The organism is Sphingomonas sediminicola, assembly GCF_049991885.1.
In the GTDB taxonomy this organism is placed as follows: domain Bacteria; phylum Pseudomonadota; class Alphaproteobacteria; order Sphingomonadales; family Sphingomonadaceae; genus Sphingomicrobium; species Sphingomicrobium sediminicola.
On sequence record NZ_CP178916.1, the window covers coordinates 2,541,594 to 2,562,647 of the forward strand.

Below are 21,054 nucleotides of genomic sequence, written 5' to 3' on the forward strand. Positions count from 1 at the left end.
CTCCGGTCAGAAACGTAGGGACAAGCCTCCGTACAGTTCGACGTCCGGCGTGTCCCGCGTAAGACCGATATTTGCACCGGTGTCGGTCTGGACGGAGTCGGACACGGCGTAAGCCAGCGCCGCATCCACTGACGCCTGCTTCATTGTTCCGGAAGGGTCGAGATTGACGTTCGTCCAAAGCTCACCGGCCAAGGTGAGCCTTGGAGCCAGCGGCCCGGCAACGTTAACGAGGTTCACGACCGCGAAGTGTCGGCCGTGGCCGTCCGCATCGGCAAGCACGTCGACTTCCGGTCCGAATGTCACGGATAAGGTTCGCGAAGCCGGAATGCTCACTGGGACGGAGACGCCTCCCTCGAGCTTGCCGTTTCCAATTGCCCGGGCAGCGGTCGGCAACTTCAAAAATGGAATGACTCCTACCTGGGTTCCCGTATCGCCGGTCGTTAGGCGATGCTTGTAGCGAACGGTCAGGTCCCCGAACCCCGAGGCCCGCGTTCGCGAAGCGGCGACTGAGAGCTTGAGCTTCGTGTAAGGTGTGAAGCCGACCTGAAGGTCCGAATGATTGGAGAGACCGAGTTTCACAACGGTCGACCCAAGTGTGATCAGCTCAGTCCGAGTTTTCTGTATCCTGGTCAGACTCCAATCGGCAACGCCAGCTTCTACCTGCAACCTGCCGGCCGGGACCGTGCATGTACCAGTCGCTTTTGCAGGCCGGTCCGCGCAGATCGGCGGAAGCGACGCCGCTACTGCCAAAAGCGCGATTCCCGCGCTCATATCCGAAGCTGGCTGCCGAGTTCGATCACCCGGTTGGTCGGGAGCTTGAAGAACTCCATCGCGCTTTCGGAGCTCTTCATCATCCAAGCGAACAGCTTTTCGCGCCACAACGCCATACCGGGCTGCTCCTTGGCCGCGATCAGCTTCTGGCGTCCGAGGAAGAAACTGGTGCTCATCATGTTGAAGCTATCGCCGCAAGACCCGATGCGGACCAGGTCGGCGGGCACATCGACCTCGTCCATGAAGCCGTAGTGGAGGATGACCCGGTAGAAGCCCTTGCCTGCGCCATGGGTCTCCAGCCTCTTCGCTGGAGGCACGTGGGGAACGTCCTCGACCTTCACGTTCAGGATAAGCACGCGCTCGTGGAGCACCTGGTTATGCTTGAGATTGTGGAGGAGGGCGGATGGCACGATATCCGCCGAGGTTGAAAGGAACACCGCCGTTCCGCGGACGCGGTGGACCGACCCCGCCGACTTGATGAAGACCTCGAGCGGAAGTGCATCCTCTTCGAGCCGGCGTCGCATCAGCGCCCGCCCGCGCGCCCAGGTCGTCAGCACGGTAAAAATCACCGCGGCAACTGCGAGTGGGAACCAGCCGCCGTCGGCGATCTTGGTGATGTTCGATGCAAAGAAGGCGCCGTCGACGATGGCGAACAGACCGATCGTGAAGGCCGCGACATAGCGGTTCCACTTCCAAACGCCGAAGATCAGGACGGCGAGCATGATCGTGGTGATGATCATCGTACCGCTGACGGCAATGCCGTAGGCCGACGCGAGGTTGGTCAACTCGCGGAAGCCGAGAACGAGCAGGACGACCATGATCAGCAGGCCCCAGTTCACCGCCGGAATGTAGATCTGGCCGGCCGCCTTGGCGCTCGTATGCTCTGTGCGAATGCGGGGCAGGAAGCCGAGCTGGACTGCCTGGTGGGTCACGGAGAATGCGCCGGAGATGACCGCCTGGCTGGCGATGATGGTGGCAGCGGTGGCGATGAAGACGAGCGGAAGTCGCGCCCATTCCGGAGCCATCAGGTAGAACGGATTCTCGACTGCTGAAGGCGTCGACAGCAACAGCGCGCCCTGTCCGAAATAGTTAAGCATCAGGCAGGGATAGACGAGCCCCAGCCAGGAGAAGCCGATCGCCCTTCGGCCGAAATGGCCCATGTCGGCATAAAGCGTCTCCGCGCCGGTCACGGCGAGGAAGACCGACCCCATAGCGAGGAATGCTAGCTTCGCATCGTGGGCAAAGAATTCGACTGCCCAGTAGGGGCTGAGCGCACCGGCGATCTCCGGATGTCGGATGATGTTCGATAAGCCGAGGGACGCGAGCGCCGCGAAGTAGATGAGGACGACCGGGCCGAATACGGCTCCGACCTTTGCCGTTCCTCGGGACTGGACGAGGAAGAGCGCGATCAGGATGACGATCGCGATCGGGATGACGAGCGGCTTTAGGCCGGATTGAACGATGGTCAGCCCCTCGACCGCCGAAAGCACGGAAATGGCGGGCGTGATCATTGCGTCGCCGTAGAACAGCGCGGTCGCGAGGACACCGAGCATCACGAGCCCCGACGCCCATCTTTTCTCGCCGAGGTTGCGCGAGATGAGGGCGAGCAGCGCGAACGATCCCCCCTCACCCTTATTGTCGGCGCGCATTGCGACCAGCACATATTTCACGGTCACGATCATCATGAGCGACCAGAAGATGAGGCTCAGCACTCCAAAGATGTGCAACGGGTCGACCGCCAGCGGGTGTGGCCCGATGAAGCTTTCCTTCATCGCGTAGAGCGGGGACGTGCCGATGTCGCCGTACACGACGCCGACCGCGCCTAGCATCAAAGCGGGCAGGGAATGCTTTTGAGCGTCGATCGGTGCATCCGCGGAAACGGCAACGGGTTGGGAAAGTGTGGCCATGATCAACGCCATGTGCGGTCCATGGTCGTAAAGATTCCATGTGGATTCCGGTACCCGGCCCTCGACGGTCGCGATCGCAGGGCGCACTTAGGTGCGATGAACCTCCTGTCCGCAAAGGAACGTTCGGCCGCTCGCCAGCTGCGCGGTTATGCCGAAGCACTGCTGATGGTCGCGACGTCGACGCTCATCGGCCTCGCAATGGCTCCGAGATGGGGCAATTCCTCCGTCGACCTGCTCTATCTCCCAGCCGTTCTGGTTGCCGGAGTGACGGCGGGGCTTGGCCCGGCGCTCGTCGCGGCGCTTGCGTCGGCGCTCGCCTACAATTTCTTTTTCACCGCGCCCCACCTCACCTTCCGGATCGACAATCCGAACGATATCGTGACGGTGATCGTCCTTTTCGCTGTTGCCGCCGTAACCAGTCAATTGGCAGCTTCGGTCCGCAGTCAGGCGCGTATCGCCGAAGCGCATGCCGCGCGGAGCGCGACCATCGCCGGTCTGGCGCGACGGCTGCTCTCCTGCACCACGGAGCAGGACATCGCCGAAGTGAGCACTCGCGAACTCGCTCAGGTGTTTGAGACCAATGCCGTGCTGCTGGCGGGGACGCCAGAACCTCGCATGAAAGCAAGCGCTCCAGCCGAGGCAAGGCTCACACCGGGCGATATTGCCGTCGCCGCGCTGGTCATCGATCAGGGTGAACCCGCAGGCCGCGGCGTGGGACGCGCAGTGCCGACCGAATGGCAATTCCATCCGATACGATCGGGACGCGCGGTCATTGCCGCGATGGGTCTTGCGCGGGACGACGGCGGCCCGCCGCTCCGGCCCGAGCAAATCCCCTTGCTCGACAGTTTGCTCGACCAGGTGGCGCTCGCCCTGGAACGCGGGCGGCTGGAGGCCGAAGCGCGGGAGTTCGCGCGTACCCGCGAACACGACCGCGTCCGTTCAACCCTGCTATCGACGATCGGACAGGACATCGCGCCATCTCTGAAGGCAATCAGCAACGGGGTCCGCGAGCTGAAGCGCAAAGGTTCGGGCGACAAGGAGGTCGTTTCCGGCATCGGCGCGGAAGCGGGAAAGCTCGATCGTTACCTGACCAACCTGCTTGCCCTCGGGCCCGACTCCGATCAGCGGCCGATCGAAATAGATGGCGTAAGCATCGACCTCTTTCGGCGCGCGGTGTTTCGGGACGGTGAGGAGATACACCTCACTCCCAAGGAATTTGCGGTCCTCGCCGAGCTGGCGAAGCATTCGGGTAGGGTTTTGACGCACGCGCATCTGCTTCGAACCGCATGGGGACCGGCACAGGAAAGCCAGATCGACTATCTTCGCGTGGCCGTCCGAGCGCTGAGGCAGAAGCTCGAGCGAAATCCAGCGGAGCCTCGACTCATCATCAATGAGCCCGCTGTGGGCTACCGCCTCGGTGCAGTAGTCGAGTCCTGAGCTGAGGTCAGGATGCCGCCGCAGGCTGCTGCGGATGCATGGGGATCGAGCGAATCTCTTTCAGCTTCGCCTTGAACGCGGCAAGCTGCGCTCCCTCGAATACCGGCCGGCTCACGAGCCGCGCGGTCAGCGGGTTGATCGGCCGGCCGCCGGCGCGGACTTCGAAGTGGAGGTGCGGGCCTGTCGACAGGCCGGATGAGCCGACATAGCCGATGACCTGTCCCTGGCGAACCAGCGTCCCCGGCTGCGCGACCATCGCGCTCATGTGCGAATAGGTGGTCATAATTCCACCTTCGTGAACGATCCGGACCTGGCGGCCATAGCCTCCGGTCCAGCCGGCACCGATCACCTGACCGTCAGCGGCGGCGACGATCGGGCTGCCGTAGGCGACGCCGAAATCAATGCCGGCGTGGAAGCGCATGAAGCGCAGGATCGGATGCATGCGATAGCCGAAGCCGGAGGTGATCCGGCCCGCGACCGGCGCCATGAGGCCGTCGGAAGACTGCGGCTGCGTGGCTCCGTCGAACCATTCGGTGTGGCCGTTGGCGGTCCATTTCAGAACCTGGACGTCGCTGTACTGGGCGCGGTCGAGCCCCGCGTAGATAAGCTGGTCCGGCTCGCCGGCCTTCCCCTTCACGACCGCAAGATCGAACCGGTCGAACGGAGCAACTTCGCCAACGTCGATGCGGGTTGCAACCGCCTTCAGATAATCTGCGGCGATCTGCGGGCTAGCCCCGGCGCCGCGCAGCGACCAGTATAGGCCGCCGGCAACGTCGCCGCCGATCCGTTCGACACCGCCGCGTTCCCCGACGAGGATCCCGACGGGCTTCGGAATGGAAATCGTCTCAGGCTTTGCGGCCATTCCCGGCATTGCCAGATCGCTGAGCTGCGCATTGTGCATCTCCGAAACTGGCGCGGCCGCCATCTTCGACGCGAGGAACGGCTCGAAACCCGGAGCGAGGAAGAATACCGTACCGCAGAGAAGCGCCAGCGTCGCGACGCCCCGGAACCAGCGGGGCCCGATTTCCTCGGAGTGCAGGTCGACGACCAGGCTGAACGGCTCGCGCGGACCGCGCTTGCCGAACTCGCGGCCGTCTTCCGCCGCCGCGCGCGGAAAGGCGACGACCTCCGCGCCACTGCGCTCTTCCGGCCAGTCCTTACGCGCCTGAAGCATCTGGAAACCCGCTCCCCATCCGAGGACGGTGATGGAGGAACACGGTTAATGACCGTTTAAAATCGCTCCCTTCGTCGAAGGATGCTTGCGCTTCCCCGGCGCGCTGCCACATTCGTGGCGATGTCTCGGCGCGACGATGCTCCGGTCCGGGCGATCCTCGGTCCCACCAACACCGGGAAGACCTATCTCGCGATCGAGCGCATGTGCGCCCATTCCACCGGGGTCATAGGCTTCCCGCTCAGGCTGCTTGCCCGCGAAGTCTACGAGCGCGTCGTCGCGCTGAAGGGCGAAAAGCAGGTCGCGCTTCTGACTGGGGAAGAACGGATTGTCCCGCCCCAGGCGCGCTATGTCCTCTGCACTGCGGAATCGATGCCGGTGAGGACGGGCCGCGACGATCGGCCTCATGAGGGACCATTCCCCGATCAGTTCGCCTTCGCCGCGATCGACGAGGCGCAGCTCGGCGTAGACCCCGAGCGGGGGCACGTCTTCACCGACCGCATGCTCCGCGCCCGGGGCCGCGAGGAGACGCTGATCCTGGGTTCTGACACGCTGAAGCCTTTGGTCCGGAAGCTTCTCCCGGACGCCGAGATCGTCAGCCGTCCGCGCTTCTCGACCCTCCGCTATGCCGGCAACGTCAAGCTGTCCCGGCTCCCGGCCCGGTCGGCCGTCGTCGCCTTCTCCGCCGAGCAGGTCTACGCGCTCGCCGAGATGCTGCGCCGGTTCCGGGGCGGCGCCGCGGTGGTCATGGGCGCACTGTCGCCTGCCACTCGCAATGCCCAGGTCGCGATGTTCCAGCGCGGTGAGGTCGACTATCTCGTCGCGACCGACGCCATCGGCATGGGCCTCAACATGGACGTCGCCCACGTCGCCTTCGCGGGGCTCGAGAAGTTCGACGGCCGCCGCGACCGGCGTCTCTCCATCTCCGAAATGGCGCAGATCGCGGGCCGGGCCGGCCGCCATCAGCGTGACGGGAGCTTCGGCACGCTTGGCCTCGGCAGCGATGGCGGCGCGACCTTCAGCGACGAGGAGATCACGGCGATCGAGGAGCATCGCTTCCGCCCGCTCGACTTCACCTATTGGCGAAACCCCGACCTCGATTTCACCGACGTCCGCACCCTGATCGGAAGCCTCGAGAAGCGAAGCGACGATCCGCTGCTTCGGCCGGCGCCCGAAGCCATTGACCTGTCCGTGCTGAAGCTCATCGCGGAGGACCCGGCGATCGCCGCAAAGCGCGGCGCCATTGCTCGGCGGTTGTGGTCGGTTTGCGGGCTTCCCGACTTCCGCAAGGTCGGACCCATGCATCATGCCCGGATGGTCCGTCGACTCTTCTCCTATGTCGGAGAGGGCGGCCATATCCCGCACGAATGGTTCGCGGCCGAGGTCACCCGACTCGACAACGTCAACGGCGATATCGAGGCGCTGGCCGACCGGCTCGCCGGAATCCGGAGCTGGGCCTACATCGCGCACCGCGCCGACTGGCTCGCCGAGCCAACCAAATGGGCGGAACGGACGCGCGAGGTCGAAGCGCGCCTTTCGGATGCACTGCACGAGCGGCTCACCCAGCGTTTCGTCGACCGTCGCACTGCAGTGCTGGTCCGCGACATCGGCGCGCGAGGTTCGGATGCCCTGCCGGTCACGGTTGCTGCCGACGGAGAAGTGAGCGTCGGTCCCGAGCCCATCGGCCACCTCACGGGGTTCGATTTCCGAGTCGATCAATCCGCGCGGCTCGCGGACAAGAGATTGCTCCTCGCTGCAGCCGAGCGACGCCTAGGTGACGAGCTGGACCGCCGGGCAAAAATCCTGGTCGAGGCCGGCGACGAAATCTTTGAGCTGATCGTCGAGGAAGAAGGCCAACCGGCGGTTGGCTGGCAGGGGAACGTCCTTGCCCGGATGGCAGCCGGGCGCTCCCTGCTGGAGCCCGCGCTTCGGACAAGCCGCGCGCTCGACCAGCTTTCGGCCGCTCGCAGGGCTGAGCTTCGTGCTCGCCTCGAAGCGTGGCTGGACGCTCAGGTCGACCGCAATCTTCGAGCCCTCAAGAAACTTGCCGCGGCGGCTACCGACCGCTCCAGCTCACCCGGTGTTCGCGCTCTCGCCGCCATGCTTGCGGATGCGGGTGGAGTGCTGACTCGCCGCACTTTGGTCACGACCATTGCAGCGCTTGAGCAGAGCGATCGGCAGACGCTGCACAAGCTGGGCGTCCGCCTCGGCCCGCTTGACGTGTTCGTCCCGGCCCTGCTGAAGCCCGCGTCGCAGCAGTGGCGCGCGATCCTGCAATCGGTCCGTACCAACCTCCCGATGCCGAAGCTTCCATCGCCCGGAGCGGCGACGCTCAGCGAGGCGGATACGCGCGGCGCGTCGCTTGCCTACCGTCGTCTCGGCCGGCAATGGCTGCGCATCGACCTTGCCGACCGGCTTGCCAGCCATGCGCACAAGGTCCGCTCGGCCGGCGGCGACGAACCCGTCGACATGGACCTGGCGACCTCGGTCGGTCTGGACGAGGCCGGCATCGCAAAGCTCATGGAAGAGGTGGGGTTCACCCGTGCCGGCGAGGCGTGGAAATGGCGGGGTCGCCGTCCGCCGCGCCAGGACAATCGCGCGCCCGGCTCCCATGCCTTCGCCGAGCTCGCCAAGCTAAAGCGCTAGGCACTTGCGGCTCGACCTCTATCTCCACCGCATCCGGCTGGTGAAAAGCCGCACTTCTGCGCAATCCCTGATCGAAACGGGATATGTTCGCGTCGACGGCAAGCGCATCGAGAAGACGAGCGAGCAGGTCGATGTCGGAAACGTCATTGCTTTGCCTCTCCAGGAGCGCGTCCGCGTGCTGAAGGTGATCGAGCTTCCGGCGAGGCGTGGCCCGGCAGCGGAGGCTCGGCGCCATTACGAAGAGCTTGAGCCTGATCCCGGCAATTGACGGCGGGGGCGCTCGCTCTTAGCGAAATGGCGTGAAGAGGGAGTCCGACCAGCCATGACCTACGTCGTCACCGACGCGTGCATCCGTTGCAAATATATGGACTGCGTCGAAGTCTGTCCGGTCGACTGCTTTTACGAGGGCGAGAACATGCTCGTCATCAATCCCAACGAGTGCATCGACTGCGGCGTGTGCGAGCCGGAGTGCCCGGCGGAGGCGATCCTTCCGGACACCGAGAGCGGGCTCGAGAAATGGCTCGAGCTCAACTCGACCTATTCCGCCGAATGGCCGAACATCACGCGCAAAAAGGACAGCCCCGCCGACGCCGACGAGCACAAGGGCGAAGAGGGCAAGTTCGACAAGTATTTCTCGGCAGATCCCGGCGCCGGCGACTGATCTCGCACCGGATCAGCGTTTGACGATAAAGGTGTAGTTCAGCCCTATTCCGCCCGAAAGCTGGTCACGCGAACCAAGTTCACGAACGATTGGCGATTTAGCCGCATCGCCGATTAGCCGTTCGTACCGAGCATAGCCGAACAGCCCCCATCGCGGATTGAACTGGTACGACAGTCCGCTCGTCGCGGCGAGGGCGTAGATGCCGCCCTTTGGTCGGTAAGTTGGAAGGCCGGTGGCAATTGCCGCCTCGCTGTCCACTCCGAAATAAGCGCGCTGGAATCGCGCGTCCGAGACAAGGACGCGGGGGCCGATCGAGAAGACGTACCGGTCCCCGTCACGCCAGATGCGGTCCGCCCCGAAAGATCCGACGAGCCCGTCATGCCCGCCGAGTCCCTTGCGCAATTCCCCCCGCAGGCGAATCGATTCGCTCGCCTGGTATTCCGCGAAGCCACCGATCTCTACGGTCGTCGCCACTTTGCCGACCGGCGCTCCGAGGTCGGAGTTCTTCCGCTTCCCCTGAATATTGGCGGACGGGCCCGCCGAGAAACCGCCTTTGGAGAAGAGCCGGATGTCGAAGTTGTCGTCCGGCGCTTCGAACGGGAAGGGGTTTGTTCCGCGGGCCAGGTCGAAATCGAATAGTGGCCGTACGTCGTAATTGTCGGCACCGATGAATGCCGGCTTGATCTGCCCACCCAATCCGACCCGTACGCGATAATCCTTCTCGTCTTGCGCCGCAGCTGGAGTCGAGACGGTGAGTATTGCGGCGCAGGCCAGGAAAGCAGCTTTCATGAGCGTCGAAACTGCCGTGCGCGGAGTTGGTTGCAGCGCCGTATCGTTGCTACAACCTCCCCCGCTTGCTCAATTCCTCGACAATGCGATCGGCGGCGGCCTCCGCCGTTAGCGTCATCGTGTCGATGACGATCTCAGCGTTTTCAGGTGGCTCGTAGGGGCTGTCGATGCCTGTGAAGTTCTTGATCTCACCCGCGCGGGCCTTTGCATAGAGGCCTTTCGGATCCCGCTTCTCCGCATCGGCCAGCGGCGTATCGACGAACACTTCAATGAACTCGCCCTCTGGCAGCATCTTTCGAACCATTTCTCGCTCGGCGCGGAATGGTGAAATAAAGGCAGTCAGCACGATCAGGCCGGCGTCGGCCATGAGCCGGGCGACTTCGCCCACGCGCCGCATGTTCTCAATGCGGTCAGCTTCCGTGAACCCGAGGTCGCGGTTGAGTCCGTGACGGATGTTGTCGCCATCGAGCAGGAAAGTGTGCCGTCCGCGCGCCACGAGCTTCTTTTCGACCAGGTTCGCGATGGTCGACTTGCCCGATCCCGAAAGGCCGGTGAACCAGAGGACCGCCGGCTTTTGTCCCTTGAGCGTGGCGTGGGTCTCGCGACTGACATCGAGGTGCTGTCGATGGATGTTCAGCGACCGGCGCAGCGCGAAGTGAAGCATTCCGGCCGCGACGGTCGCGTTGGTCAGCTTGTCGATCAGGATGAACCCACCGAGCGCCCGATTGGGCGAACCGCCGTCGACGACGTAGGGTTCGAACACGATCTCGCGGTCGGTGGCGACCTCAGCGATCCCGATCGAATTCAGCTCCAGCGTCTTTGCGGCGAGACGCTCGAGCGTGTTGACGTTGATCTCGTACTTCGGGTGCTGAACGGTCGCCGTGACCAGTTGCGTGCCGAGCTTCAGCCAATAGCCTCGGCCCGGAAGCATTTCGTGCTCGTCCATCCAGACGATGGTTGCTTCGAATTGGTCGGCAGCCTCCGGCGCCTGCGTTGCCGCGGCGATAACGTCGCCTCGCGAGCAATCAACTTCTTCGTTTAACGTGAGGGTGATGGACTGTCCCGCGATCGCCTCGTGGAGGTCGCCGTCGCGGGTTACTATGCGGGCAACCCGCGTCTGCCGCCCCGACGGAAGCACGCGGACTTCGTCGCCCGGCTTCACCGACCCGGCTGCGATCTGCCCCGCAAATCCGCGGAACGACTGGTCGGGCCGGTTCACCCACTGCACGGGCAGGCGGAACGGCTTTGCAGCATCCGAAGTCGCGTCGATCGGAACGCTGTCGAGTTGCTCGAGCAACGTCGGGCCCGCGTACCAGCCCATCCGCGAGCTCTGCTCGCCGATATTGTCGCCGCCAAGCCCGGAGACCGGAATAGCGGTCCAGTCCTTGATACCGATCTGGCCGGCAAAGACGCGGTAATCCGCAGCAATCGCGTCGAACGCGGACTGGTCGAAATCGACCAGGTCCATCTTGGTGACCGCGAGGATGAAGTGCCGAATGCCGAGTAGCTGGGCGAGATACGAATGTCGCCGTGTCTGGGTCAGCACGCCCTTGCGCGCATCGACCAGCAAGACCGCGAGGTCGGCGGTCGAGGCGCCGGTGACCATGTTGCGCGTGTACTGCTCGTGACCCGGCGTGTCGGCGACTATGAATTTGCGTTTCTCGCTCGCGAAGAAGCGATAGGCGACGTCGATCGTGATGCCCTGCTCGCGCTCGGCCGAAAGGCCGTCGACCAGCAACGCGAAGTCTATCCCTTCGCCCTGCGTGCCGTGCTTCCGGCTGTCCGCTTCGAGCGCCGAAAGCTGGTCGTCGAAGATCTGCTTGGTGTCGTAGAGCAGCCGCCCGATCAGGGTCGACTTGCCGTCATCCACGCTGCCGCAGGTGATGAAGCGCAGAAGCTCCTTGCTGTCCTGCGCCTTCAGCCACTCGGAAATGTCGGTCGCAGGGCGGTTCAAAAGTAACCCTCCTGCTTCTTCTTCTCCATGCTGGCGGTGCCTGCATCGCGGTCGATCGCCCGGCCCTGACGTTCTGACGTCGTCGTCACCAGCATCTCGGCGACGATTTCCTCGACCGTGCAGGCGGCGCTCTCAACCGCGCCTGTCAGCGGATAGCAGCCCAATGTTCGGAATCGGACCCTGCGCATCTGCGGTTGTTCGCCGTTCAGCGGAATGCGGTCGTCATCGACCAACAGGATCAGCCCGTCCCGCTCAACCACCGGCCGCTCGCCCGCAAAGTAGAGCGGCACGATCTCGATCTTCTCGCGAAGGATGTATTGCCAGACGTCGAGCTCGGTCCAGTTGGATAAGGGAAACACGCGGACGCTTTCGCCCTTGTTCTTGCGGACGTTGTACAGAGACCAGAGCTCCGGCCGCTGCCGCTTTGGGTCCCACCGATGATTGCGGTCTCGGAAGCTGAAGATGCGCTCCTTCGCCCGGCTCTTCTCCTCGTCGCGGCGAGCACCGCCGAACGCCGCGTCGAAGCGATACTTGTCGAGTGCCTGCTTCAGCCCTTCCGTCTTCCACATGTCCGTGTGCGCCGGGCCATGGTCGAACGGGTTTATGCCCAGGCGCTCGGCCTCGGGGTTCTTGTAGACAATCAGTTGCACCGCCGGATCGGCCGCCACCCTGTCGCGCAACGCATACATGTCGCTAAACTTCCACGTCGTATCGACATGCAGCAGCGGGAAGGGCAGCGGTCCCGGGAAGAAGGCCTTCTTCGCCAGGTGAGGCATCACCGCGCTGTCCTTGCCGATCGAATAGAGCATCACGGGGCGGTCGGCCTCGGCGACCGTTTCCCGCATGATGTGAATGCTCTCGGCCTCAAGCCGGTCGAGATGGGTCAGCGCATGCATTGGACGCCTGATGCCGTCACAATGCATAATAGGGAAGTAGGCGATTCATTCGCTCCATCCGGAATTCAGGAGGCCATTGTGCGTAAGGTTCTGTTTGTTGCACTCTCGATCGTTGCTGGAACAGCCGCCGCGCAGGCGCCGAAGGTCAGCCTCCGCACCGACGTCCAGAAGCAGGTCGACGTGAATTTCGACAAGGGCGACACCAACAACGACAACTTCATCAGTCGCGCCGAAATCCAGGCGATGACCGCCAAGGCCCTCCAGAGCCTGGCGCCAAAGATCGAGGCCGAGTTCAAGACGCTCGATAAGGACGGCAACGGCCAGCTCAGCCTCGCCGAGTTCAAGGCCGCCGCATTCTCCAAGCTGGGTCAGAACCCGGAGCTCACGCTCCAGAAGTTCGACACCAACAAGGACGGTAAGGTCAGCCAGGCCGAATTCCGCGCGCCCATCCTCGGGGCTTTCGACCGCGCCGACCTCAACAAGGACGGCAAGGTCACCGCCGAGGAAGCAAAGAAAGTGACCGGCCGCTAAGCGGGTGGCGCCCGACGCCGAGCGGGACTAAGAACGAATCTTCCCGGGGAGCTCATCGAGCTGAGAGGCGGCATGGGGCCGCGACCCGTAGAACCTGATCCGGTTAGCACCGGTGGAGGGAAGGAGAGACTCGAATGGCGGACATTCCCGCACGCACTGAGCTTAAAGTCACCACCGGCCCGATCCGCGGATCGCGCAAGATTCATGTCGGCCCCCTCGGCGTCGCCATGCGCGCCGTCGATCTCGAGCCCTCGTCCGGAGAGCCGCCGGTCGTCCTGTACGACACCAGCGGCCCCTATACCGACCCGGCCAAGCGCATCGACATCATGGCCGGCCTGCCCGAGCTCCGCCGCGACTGGATCCGTGCCCGCGGCGATGTCGAGGAAGTCGCCCAGCGTGAGGTCCGCCCGGAGGACAACGGTCAGCTCGGCCCCGACCGCAGCGGCGGCGTCCAGCCCTTCCCCAACGTTCGCAAGCGCGTGCTGCGCGCCAGGCCCGGCGCCAACGTCACGCAGATGCACTATGCGAAACGCGGCATCGTCACCCCCGAGATGGAATATGTCGCCATCCGCGAAAACCTCGGCCGCGAGGCTGCGCTGAACGCCGCCCGCGACGGCGAGGACTTCGGTGCCGCCATCCCCGACTTTGTCACCCCCGAGTTCGTCCGCGACGAGATCGCCCGCGGCCGCGCCATCATCCCCAACAACATCAACCACCCTGAAAGCGAGCCGATGGCGATTGGCCGCAACTTCCTGGTCAAGATCAACGCCAACATCGGCAACAGCGCCGTCGCCTCCGACGTCGCGGCCGAAGTCGACAAGGTGGTGTGGGCGATCCGCTGGGGCGCTGACACGGTCATGGACCTCTCGACCGGCCGCAACATCCACGACACGCGCGAATGGATCGTCCGCAACTCGCCCGTGCCGATCGGCACCGTCCCCATCTACCAGGCGCTGGAGAAGGTCGGCGGCATCGCCGAGGAGCTGACGTGGGAGATCTACCGCGACACGCTGATCGAACAGGCCGAGCAGGGCGTCGACTATTTCACCATCCACGCCGGGGTGCGCCTGCCCTACGTCCCGCTGACCGCCAAGCGCGTCACCGGCATCGTCAGCCGCGGTGGCTCGATCATGGCCAAGTGGTGCCTCTCCCACCACAAGGAGAGCTTCCTCTACGAACGCTTCGACGAAATCTGCGAGATCATGAAGGCGTACGACATCGCCTTCTCACTGGGCGACGGCCTCCGCCCCGGAAGCATCGCCGACGCCAATGACGAGGCGCAGTTCGCGGAGCTCTACACATTGGGCGAGCTGACCAAGAAGGCTTGGGAGCACGACTGCCAGGTGATGATCGAGGGCCCCGGCCACGTGCCGATGCACAAGATCAAGGAAAATATGGACAAGCAGCTGGAAAGCTGCGGCGAGGCGCCCTTCTACACCTTGGGCCCGCTGACCACCGACGTCGCCCCCGGCTACGACCACATCACCAGCGCGATCGGCGCGGCGATGATCGGCTGGTTCGGGACGGCGATGCTTTGCTACGTCACGCCGAAGGAGCACCTCGGCCTCCCCGACCGCGACGACGTGAAAGTCGGCGTCGTCACCTACAAGCTGGCTGCCCACGCGGCCGACCTGGCAAAGGGCCACCCGGCGGCGAAGGCGCACGACGACGCGCTAAGCCGCGCCCGCTTCGAATTCCGCTGGCGCGACCAGTTCAACCTCTCGCTCGATCCGGAAACGGCGGAGCAGTACCACGACCAGACCCTCCCCGCCGAAGGCGCCAAGACCGCCCACTTCTGCTCGATGTGCGGACCCAAATTCTGCTCGATGAAAATCACCCAAGAGGTCCGCGATTTCGCCAAGCTTCAAGAGCAGAAAGCGGCAACCACCGATGCGGAATCCGGCATGGCCGAGATGAGCAAGCGCTTCCACGACGAGGGCGGTGAGCTTTACCTCCCCGCAGCCGGATGACGCCCCTCCTGTTCTTCGCTCTCGCGGCCGCCACCGCCCCGAATGCCACCCGGAACGAGCGCGAAATCCGTACCCAGCGAGCGGCCTTCAACCGGGCGCTCGCCGCCGGCAACATCCGCCGCATCGCCCCGATTCTCGCCGACGACGCGCAGCTGGTCACCGGCGCGGATAGCATGATCGTCTCCGGCAAAGCGGCGCAGCTGGCCTTGTGGACGGAGGACCTCACCGGACCTAAGCGCCGTTCCTACGTCCGCAAGCCGCTGCGCATCCGCGTTTCCGCCGTTGGTCCGATGGCCATGGAAACGGGCGAATGGCGCGGATCCCAGCTGTCGGCTGCCCGCAACTGGGCCTCGGGCGAATATGTCGCCAAGTGGCGCCGAATCGACGGCACCTGGCAGATCGAAAGCGAGACTTACATCGCGATGGCCTGTGGCGGCAGCTTCTGCCCAAAGAGGAAATGACGGGCCTGAAGAGCAAGCGCTTCCCCGCTACAAATTCCTCCCCGGCAAGCGGGAGGAATGGAAACGCCTGACGGATCGGTGCGTCCTCCGCTAACGCGTCTCGCATGACCCTGACCGACCTCCTGATTCCCACCTACCGCAACATGCTGCGCACGTTGCGCGGGTTGCTCGACAAGGCCGAAGCCCAGCTCGGCGCGGAGAAGGCGGAGGCGCTGCTTTCCGCCCGTCTCGCGCCCGAAATGTTCCCGCTGGCGACGCAGGTCCGCTTCGCCTGCGTTCAAGCCCGGGAAGCGCCGTTACGGTTGCTAGGGGAGCCTCTCGACGCCATCCAGCCCGTCCTCGACGAAGGTCGCAACGCCGGGGAACGGCCCGGTACCCTGGCGGAGGCGCGCGCACGGATCGACGAGGCATTGGCCTTCCTCGACGGTCTGCCGCCGCAGGCGCTCGACGCCCGGCCGGCCGATGTGCCGCTCGAACTCGCCTTGCCGGTGGGCCTGACCTTCGACCTCACGCGCGAGCAATTCGCGCGCGACTGGGCGCTCGGCCAGTTCTACTTCCACGTCATGGCCGCCTACGCGATCCTGCGCAGCTCAGGCGTGGAGATCGGCAAGGCCGACTACGTCCAGCACATGTTCGCTTATCTGCGCGGGGACCAGGGAATGACGGACCGGGCCTGACGTGCCAGGTCCGCGGACGATCAGGCCGCGACCCCGCTTTTCTCGAGCTGCCCGATGACCACTCTGAGCCGCTCTCGCACCTCGGCAGCGGCATCCTTCAGCGCGGGATTCTCGATCGCCTGCATCGACGCGACGGGGTCGATGGCAGCGATCTCGGTCGAACCCTCGCCCTTCGCCTGGACCACGACATTGCAGGGCAGCATCGTCCCGACCTTGTCCTCCAGCTTGAGCGCCTCGTGAGCTAGCGTCGGGTTGCAGGCACCGAGGATCGTGTAGGGCCGGAAATCCACGCCGATCTTGGTTTTCAGCGCCTCCTTCATGTCGATGCGGCTGATGATCCCGAAGCCCTGCTCCTTGAGCGCTGCTTCGGCCAGTTCGATGCCCCGCTCAAATGGAACGGGAAGGGTCGCGGCGATGTAGTAGCTCATTCCTGGCCTCGCTCTCTTCGCTTCCACAACGTGACGGCGGCGCTGATAAGGATGGGCGGCACGCCCGCTGTCCTACAGCGGCGGGTTTGAGCTCAGTCGGTCGTTCAGCTCCGCCAGCCGCTGCTTCAACGCTTCGATATTCTCAGGCGTGGCCGCCTGGAGCTCGCGCAGATCCTCTTCGTCCACGTGCGTGACCTTGCCCGTCTCGATCGCCTTCAGGAGGCGCACCAGCCGGTCCCGCTCCTCATGCCAGTTCTCCGCGCTCACAATATCCTCCGCCTCGGCTTGCAAGCATAGAGGAGGGTGGCGACGCCGCCTAGCGGACGAACCTTTTCTTCAGGTCCGCCTTGATGGACGCGCCGCCAAGATGCGCGTCGACATTGGAATAGCCTTCTTGCCGAAGGGCCTTCCGGATTTCGTCGATGCTCGTTGAGCTTTGTGCCAGCTGGAAGGCGCGTTCGATGATGTTCTGGGTTTGCATGGAGATTCCGGATGTTTCGTCACCGTCATGAACGGACGGAGCGCGCTTCCGTTCCCCTGCGCCATACTTCGGCGGCAGCCCATTGCCTTGCCCCTACTGTTGACTCTTAACTATCTTAAGCCGACCGCGAAATTGCTGGCGGCCCTAGGGGGAAATGTTGTCCCGCCGGTCGGTCACTCCCTCTGCGTTTCTCAAGCGGAGGATTACAATGATGAACCTGACAAAGTGGTCCCGCGGCGCTGCCGGCGGGACGATCGCCCTGTTGTTGATGATCGGCACGCCGGTCCAGGCGGCGGACAATCCGCAGGTTGCCGCGGAAATCATGGCTCTCGCGCGTTCGCAATGGGCATCCGAGATCGCCGGGGAGCCCATGGCTCAGCAAAATGCCACGCTCGCCGAGGATTATACGGAGTTCAACGGCGACTTCCCGACCTTGATCGTCGGCAAGACGATGTCCACGCGCATGGGAGAGGTCACGCCCAACGACAAGGCGATGTTCTCCGACATGCAGAACGGCCGCGTGCAGGTCTATGGCGACACTGCCGTCCTGACCTACAATTTCGCAGGGCTCAGGCGCGCGGCGGACGGCAAGGTCGCGCCGTCTCTCGCGAAATCCACTCGGGTCTACGTGAAGCAAGGTGGCAAATGGATGCTGGTCCACGCCAACTTCGCACCGCTGGCGTCCGGGCACTAGGCCATGATCGAGGCCGGGCCGCGCTAGTCCAGGCGCGGCCCATCACGTCCTCGGCTAATTGTTCTTCAAGTGCTCCAGGGTCTCCAGCCCGCGCGCTCCGCCCTTCTGGGACGGATTGGCCGCGATGGTCTTCACCTTCGCCTTCTTCGGCTTGCGAGCTTCCCTTCCGGATCTCTGCTGTCCCTTGGCCATCCTCATTCTCCTGCCGGGCGCGAAAGCGCCGCGTGACGGTCATCCTACGTGTTCGGAAGCGCAGCTCCTACTGCGTAGCGCGAGCGCCCGCCATTTATGGCGAGGCGTAGGGCATCCCCGACCTCAGGTAGAAGGCGAGGGACCAGATGTCCTCGCTGGACAGGGACTGCTTGAACGCCGGCATTTCGGAATCGAACGCCGCGCCACCTTCGGCGACGGTCCAGTAGATGTAGGCGCTCGACCTGTCCTTCGGCGTGCGCGCGAGCCATTCCAGGTCGGCTGGCGCCGGCACCAGGAAGAAGCCTTCCGATCCGCCTCCCGCGCCGCTCCAGCCGTGGCACGACGAGCAATTGCGGTCGAAAAGCGCCGCCCCGCGCCGCATCTTCGCTTCGGTGTCGGGCGTCGGATCGAGCATCTTGTCATAAGGGGCCGGGATGCCCTGCATGATCACCTGCTGGTGGCGGCTCATGTTCGCCTTCCACCGCGACAGGTTCTGGTCCGGCTGTGCAGTCGCGGCCGCGCCAACGAACGCGAGGACTCCGGCCGACAAGAGAATGCGGATCATGCTCGCTCCTTCGCTCTGGCTTCAGGTCGCAAAGTTCATACTAGCTCGGCGGCACCATGACCGGCCATCCGGTAAGTTGCGTAGAAGAGCCCTGCATTCCTCGGTGCTATAAGCCGCGCTGTCAGCATTACTGGCGAGTCGTATCGCGGCGCCCGCCGCCGGACATTCCGTCCGGGCGGCGCCACGCGCTGCGTAACGCAGTGAAGAAACTCGGGGAGTTTCCATGTCACAACAGAATGTGCAGGCAATGCGCCGCCTCTATGAGGCGTTCAACGCTGGCGATCTCGAGACGTTTGAAAGGGGCCTCAGCCCCGACATCTTGTGGAACGAGGCGGAGAATTCGCTCTACGCCTCCGGCAATCCATACCGCAGCTTCTCGGCGGTCCGCGACGGCATCTTCGCCCCCACGGCGCGCGATTATGACAATTTCCGCTGCGACCTCGAAAAGCTGCTCGATGCCGGAGACTATGTGATTGGCACCGGCCGGTATCGCGGCAAGAGCAGGGCGACCGGAAAGACCCTGTCGGCGCAATTCTGCCACGTCGCGCACGTCGACCAGCAGGGCAAGCTCGACACATTCCAGGAATACGTGGACACGCTGCAGGAGGCCGAAGTGTCCGGCCGGACGGCGCGCGTGACCGAAGAGCTCAAGATCCCTCATCCGGTGATGTAAGCCCGCATGGGCCGCGCCTCGGCCTCGTGCCGGGGCGCGGGCCTGTTCATTCCGGATGCACGCGAAAGCAGTGAACAAGGAAAAGGCTGGCGGCCTTCGTCCTGCGGTGGCCTGAGCTGGATTCCGACGAGAAACCATAGAAACTTCCGCCGCTTAGGAGTCGCGGGAGGGATCAATGGTCGAAACGGTCAGCTTGCGGCCGAACCACTATGAATTGCTGGGTCTTACCCCGGCTGCGAGCAGCGCCGAGATTGCGCAGGCATTCGCGAAGGAGCTCAGCCTGCTTCCGATGCGCCCCTTCGGCAGCCTCGCCCAGGTCAGCCTTGCCTACGAGACCCTTCGGGATCCCATCAAGCGCGCAGCCTACGACGCCTCGCTTCGCCCCGAGACCAAACCGCAGCCGAGCCATCCGCTGATCGGCCGGCTGGAGAGCGCGCCGTTCCTGGGCGGGGTGCCGGCGAAACCGGTAGTGCGGCCTGCCGCAGTGTCGTCCTCGCCTGTCACGCCACGGCCAGAGCCCCTCGGCGAACCGAGAACCGCGCCGTCCGTTAGCGAATTGCTGCGTCAGCCGCCCAAACCAGCCGTCCGCGAAATCGAGCCGACCTCGGGGAACGATAACGATCACACGTTCCACCACGATGCGCTGGACCGTTTCGGTCAAAGCGAGAAGGCTTCGATCGATTGGAGACTGCCTGCTCTTGCGGGGGGAGTCCTGATGCTCGCGGTCGTCCTCGGCGCCTGGACAGGCTGGGAGGCAGGCAACGCCAATGAGCAGCTGCAGCCAGAAGCGGCCGCGATGCTCAAGACCCCGCCGGCCAAGGCCCTACCGGCCCTAGATGTATCACCGGAAGCTCCGGCCCCGATTGTGGCGGAGGCGCGGCCTGCGCGGCGGACGCGTGCGCCGGTCGCCGCGGCGAGGACTGTGCGTGCTCGACCGCCGCTCCAGATCGATCTGCCTGAGGCAGGTCCGGTCGAGGCGGTGCAGGCTGACCAAGCTCCACCCGGAGAGATCGCAACCGGTCAGGCTGTTGCGGAGGCGCCGGCAGTCGTCCCGACTGCGGCGAAGCTGCCGCTCCCCAAGGCGGTGATCGCGCGCACGATCGGTCGCATCGGCTATGCCTGCGGGCAGGTCGCTTCTGCCACCGCGGTCGACGGTAGCGCAGGGGTCTTCACGGTCACCTGCACGTCCGGCCATTCCTATCGGGCCGCGCCGGTTCGCGGACGTTACCACTTCCGCCGTCTGGGCAGTCGCTAGGCGGACACGGAATCGTCTTCGCCGCCGGGCCCATTCGCCCCCATGGCGCGTTCTCCGCCCGCCTGCCTCAAGCTGAAGGAACTTTATGTCCCGTCCCAATCCGGCCGCCGACTGGTCCCGCCTCATTTTCGACGCCTCGCAGTTGTGGGCCGAGGCCGGCATGGTCGTCGCGCTTCGCTCGTGGCGGATGATGGCCGGTGGTCCCGCCGCCCGGCGCGAGTTTGAACGGATGATCAGCGAAAAGGTCGAGGCTGGATCCGAGCTGACCGGCGCGCTGGCGGGCGGTCGCGTCAAAAGCCCCAAGGCGGCCGCGCGCAAGGCCCTCGGAATTTACGGAAAACGCGTGCGAGGCAATCGCCGGCGATTGGGCTAGGCCCATCCTTTCGGTTTGCGCTTCTAAGCTCGGCCCAGTCTCACCAACGCTTCGTCCAGCGCCTGGAGGAACCGCGAACGGTCGGTCTTGGCGAACGGCCCCGGTCCGCCAATCGCATCGCCTCCCGCCCGCAGGTCGGCCATGATCGCGCGGGTCGCGATGGCCCCGCCAATGCTTGCCGAAGTGAACGGCTTGCCATTGTGGCCGATGACTGTCGCGCCCGACTTGAGGCAGCGGTCCGCGAGCAGGATGTCACCGGTGATCACCACGGTCTTCGCATCTGCCTCGACAGCGATCCAGTCGTCGGCGGCATCGAACTTGTCGGACACCAGCACCCGCTCGATCAGGGGATGGCTTGGCACGCGCATGCGGGCGTTGCTAACCACCCGCACGGGCACCTCGCGCCGGAATGCGACCTTGTAGACCTCGTCCTTCACCGGGCAGGCGTCAGCGTCGACCAGGATGCGGATTGACCCGCTCACCATTGAGACCATTCATAGTTGTTGACCCGCTTCGCTCCTA

At 64.5% G+C, this 21,054-nt stretch carries 24 protein-coding genes and 1 riboswitch; of the genes, 12 read left to right on the top strand and 12 right to left on the bottom strand.

Annotation, left to right across the window (positions count from 1 at the left end; all coding sequences use genetic code 11):
* Positions 1-6 precede the first annotated feature (6 nt).
* Entirely contained in the window at positions 7-771 is a 765-nt protein-coding gene (locus ACMC5O_RS13255; protein WP_187708394.1) for a transporter, read from the bottom strand.
* Entirely contained in the window at positions 768-2,678 is a 1,911-nt protein-coding gene (locus ACMC5O_RS13260) for a potassium transporter Kup (RefSeq protein WP_426693536.1), read from the bottom strand. The genes ACMC5O_RS13255 and ACMC5O_RS13260 overlap by 4 nt, the downstream gene beginning before the upstream one ends.
* Before the next feature lie 96 nt (positions 2,679-2,774).
* On the opposite strand from ACMC5O_RS13260, the gene ACMC5O_RS13265 reads away from it, so the two are divergent.
* The gene (locus ACMC5O_RS13265) at positions 2,775-4,115 is read left to right on the top strand and encodes a DUF4118 domain-containing protein (protein ID WP_187708393.1); all 1,341 of its coding nucleotides are present in this window, start codon (positions 2,775-2,777) and stop codon (positions 4,113-4,115) included.
* Between the two features lie 7 nt (positions 4,116-4,122).
* Here ACMC5O_RS13265 and ACMC5O_RS13270 read toward each other — a convergent pair whose 3' ends face one another.
* Positions 4,123-5,289: a M23 family metallopeptidase gene (locus ACMC5O_RS13270; protein WP_187708392.1), complete on the bottom strand. Its 1,167-nt coding sequence runs from the start codon at positions 5,287-5,289 to the stop codon at positions 4,123-4,125.
* Between the two features lie 120 nt (positions 5,290-5,409).
* Here ACMC5O_RS13270 and ACMC5O_RS13275 point away from each other — a divergent pair, with 120 nt between their 5' ends.
* The 3 genes from ACMC5O_RS13275 to fdxA are packed head-to-tail and all read left to right on the top strand — an operon-like array spanning position 5,410 to position 8,593.
* On the top strand, positions 5,410-7,932 hold the full coding sequence (locus ACMC5O_RS13275; RefSeq protein ID WP_426692996.1) for a helicase-related protein: 2,523 nt from the start codon (positions 5,410-5,412) through the stop codon (positions 7,930-7,932).
* Positions 7,933-7,936: 4 nt separating this feature from the next.
* Entirely contained in the window at positions 7,937-8,200 is a 264-nt protein-coding gene (locus tag ACMC5O_RS13280; RefSeq protein WP_187708391.1) for an RNA-binding S4 domain-containing protein, read from the top strand.
* A gap of 54 nt (positions 8,201-8,254) precedes the next feature.
* Positions 8,255-8,593 carry a ferredoxin FdxA gene (gene fdxA, locus ACMC5O_RS13285; protein WP_187708390.1) on the top strand — a complete coding sequence of 113 codons (339 nt, stop codon included), beginning with the start codon at positions 8,255-8,257 and terminating at the stop codon, positions 8,591-8,593.
* 12 nt (positions 8,594-8,605) lie between these two features.
* On the opposite strand, the gene ACMC5O_RS13290 is transcribed toward fdxA, so the two are convergent.
* From ACMC5O_RS13290 to cysD, 3 genes are read right to left on the bottom strand one after another with little or no spacing between them, the layout of a single operon-like run.
* On the bottom strand, positions 8,606-9,382 hold the full coding sequence (locus ACMC5O_RS13290) for a MipA/OmpV family protein (protein ID WP_426692997.1): 777 nt from the start codon (positions 9,380-9,382) through the stop codon (positions 8,606-8,608).
* A 49-nt stretch (positions 9,383-9,431) separates the two neighbouring features.
* Positions 9,432-11,336 (bottom strand): sulfate adenylyltransferase subunit CysN, encoded by a 1,905-nt coding sequence (cysN, locus tag ACMC5O_RS13295; protein ID WP_187708388.1) that lies wholly within the window; start codon positions 11,334-11,336, stop codon positions 9,432-9,434.
* Positions 11,333-12,232, bottom strand: a complete 900-nt coding sequence (gene cysD / locus ACMC5O_RS13300; RefSeq protein WP_426692998.1) for a sulfate adenylyltransferase subunit CysD — start codon at positions 12,230-12,232, stop codon at positions 11,333-11,335. The genes cysN and cysD overlap by 4 nt, the downstream gene beginning before the upstream one ends.
* A 78-nt stretch (positions 12,233-12,310) precedes the next feature.
* On the opposite strand from cysD, the gene ACMC5O_RS13305 reads away from it, so the two are divergent.
* From ACMC5O_RS13305 to ACMC5O_RS13320, 4 genes are all read left to right on the top strand, one after another.
* Complete coding sequence (locus ACMC5O_RS13305) at positions 12,311-12,763, top strand: EF-hand domain-containing protein (RefSeq protein WP_246444182.1); 453 nt, start codon at positions 12,311-12,313, stop codon at positions 12,761-12,763.
* A gap of 34 nt (positions 12,764-12,797) precedes the next feature.
* Positions 12,798-12,901, top strand: a riboswitch (TPP riboswitch).
* Complete coding sequence (gene thiC, locus ACMC5O_RS13310; RefSeq protein ID WP_187708387.1) at positions 12,898-14,733, top strand: phosphomethylpyrimidine synthase ThiC; 1,836 nt, start codon at positions 12,898-12,900, stop codon at positions 14,731-14,733. Its footprint overlaps the riboswitch before it by 4 nt.
* Positions 14,730-15,194, top strand: a complete 465-nt coding sequence (locus ACMC5O_RS13315) for a nuclear transport factor 2 family protein (protein ID WP_187708386.1) — start codon at positions 14,730-14,732, stop codon at positions 15,192-15,194. Before thiC ends, ACMC5O_RS13315 begins: the two co-directional genes overlap by 4 nt.
* Before the next feature lie 104 nt (positions 15,195-15,298).
* Positions 15,299-15,871 (top strand): DUF1993 domain-containing protein, encoded by a 573-nt coding sequence (locus tag ACMC5O_RS13320; protein WP_187708385.1) that lies wholly within the window; start codon positions 15,299-15,301, stop codon positions 15,869-15,871.
* 20 nt (positions 15,872-15,891) lie between these two features.
* Here ACMC5O_RS13320 and ACMC5O_RS13325 read toward each other — a convergent pair whose 3' ends face one another.
* The 3 genes from ACMC5O_RS13325 to ACMC5O_RS13335 form a co-directional block, all read right to left on the bottom strand.
* Complete coding sequence (locus ACMC5O_RS13325) at positions 15,892-16,299, bottom strand: DUF302 domain-containing protein (protein ID WP_187708384.1); 408 nt, start codon at positions 16,297-16,299, stop codon at positions 15,892-15,894.
* Positions 16,300-16,371: 72 nt separating this feature from the next.
* Positions 16,372-16,566, bottom strand: coding sequence for a hypothetical protein (locus tag ACMC5O_RS13330; protein WP_187708383.1), 195 nt, complete (start codon positions 16,564-16,566; stop codon positions 16,372-16,374).
* A gap of 49 nt (positions 16,567-16,615) precedes the next feature.
* Positions 16,616-16,780: a hypothetical protein gene (locus ACMC5O_RS13335; RefSeq protein WP_187708382.1), complete on the bottom strand. Its 165-nt coding sequence runs from the start codon at positions 16,778-16,780 to the stop codon at positions 16,616-16,618.
* Between the two features lie 208 nt (positions 16,781-16,988).
* Here ACMC5O_RS13335 and ACMC5O_RS13340 point away from each other — a divergent pair, with 208 nt between their 5' ends.
* Positions 16,989-17,474 (top strand): nuclear transport factor 2 family protein, encoded by a 486-nt coding sequence (locus ACMC5O_RS13340; protein ID WP_187708381.1) that lies wholly within the window; start codon positions 16,989-16,991, stop codon positions 17,472-17,474.
* Between the two features lie 54 nt (positions 17,475-17,528).
* On the opposite strand, the gene ACMC5O_RS13345 is transcribed toward ACMC5O_RS13340, so the two are convergent.
* Both ACMC5O_RS13345 and ACMC5O_RS13350 read right to left on the bottom strand, forming a co-directional pair.
* Positions 17,529-17,666 carry a hypothetical protein gene (locus ACMC5O_RS13345; RefSeq protein ID WP_187708380.1) on the bottom strand — a complete coding sequence of 46 codons (138 nt, stop codon included), beginning with the start codon at positions 17,664-17,666 and terminating at the stop codon, positions 17,529-17,531.
* Positions 17,667-17,760: 94 nt separating this feature from the next.
* Complete coding sequence (locus ACMC5O_RS13350) at positions 17,761-18,231, bottom strand: c-type cytochrome (RefSeq protein ID WP_187708379.1); 471 nt, start codon at positions 18,229-18,231, stop codon at positions 17,761-17,763.
* Between the two features lie 223 nt (positions 18,232-18,454).
* Here ACMC5O_RS13350 and ACMC5O_RS13355 point away from each other — a divergent pair, with 223 nt between their 5' ends.
* The 3 genes from ACMC5O_RS13355 to ACMC5O_RS13365 all read left to right on the top strand — a co-directional run bounded on the left by ACMC5O_RS13355 (position 18,455) and on the right by ACMC5O_RS13365 (position 20,532).
* Positions 18,455-18,904 carry a nuclear transport factor 2 family protein gene (locus ACMC5O_RS13355; RefSeq protein ID WP_187708378.1) on the top strand — a complete coding sequence of 150 codons (450 nt, stop codon included), beginning with the start codon at positions 18,455-18,457 and terminating at the stop codon, positions 18,902-18,904.
* A 175-nt stretch (positions 18,905-19,079) separates the two neighbouring features.
* Complete coding sequence (locus ACMC5O_RS13360) at positions 19,080-20,159, top strand: hypothetical protein (RefSeq protein ID WP_426692999.1); 1,080 nt, start codon at positions 19,080-19,082, stop codon at positions 20,157-20,159.
* 85 nt (positions 20,160-20,244) lie between these two features.
* Positions 20,245-20,532 carry a hypothetical protein gene (locus tag ACMC5O_RS13365; protein ID WP_187708375.1) on the top strand — a complete coding sequence of 96 codons (288 nt, stop codon included), beginning with the start codon at positions 20,245-20,247 and terminating at the stop codon, positions 20,530-20,532.
* Positions 20,533-20,555: 23 nt separating this feature from the next.
* Here the strand turns inward: ACMC5O_RS13365 and ACMC5O_RS13370 are convergent, their stop codons facing one another.
* Entirely contained in the window at positions 20,556-21,026 is a 471-nt protein-coding gene (locus ACMC5O_RS13370) for a YaiI/YqxD family protein (RefSeq protein WP_425506883.1), read from the bottom strand.
* Positions 21,027-21,054: the final 28 nt, after the last annotated feature.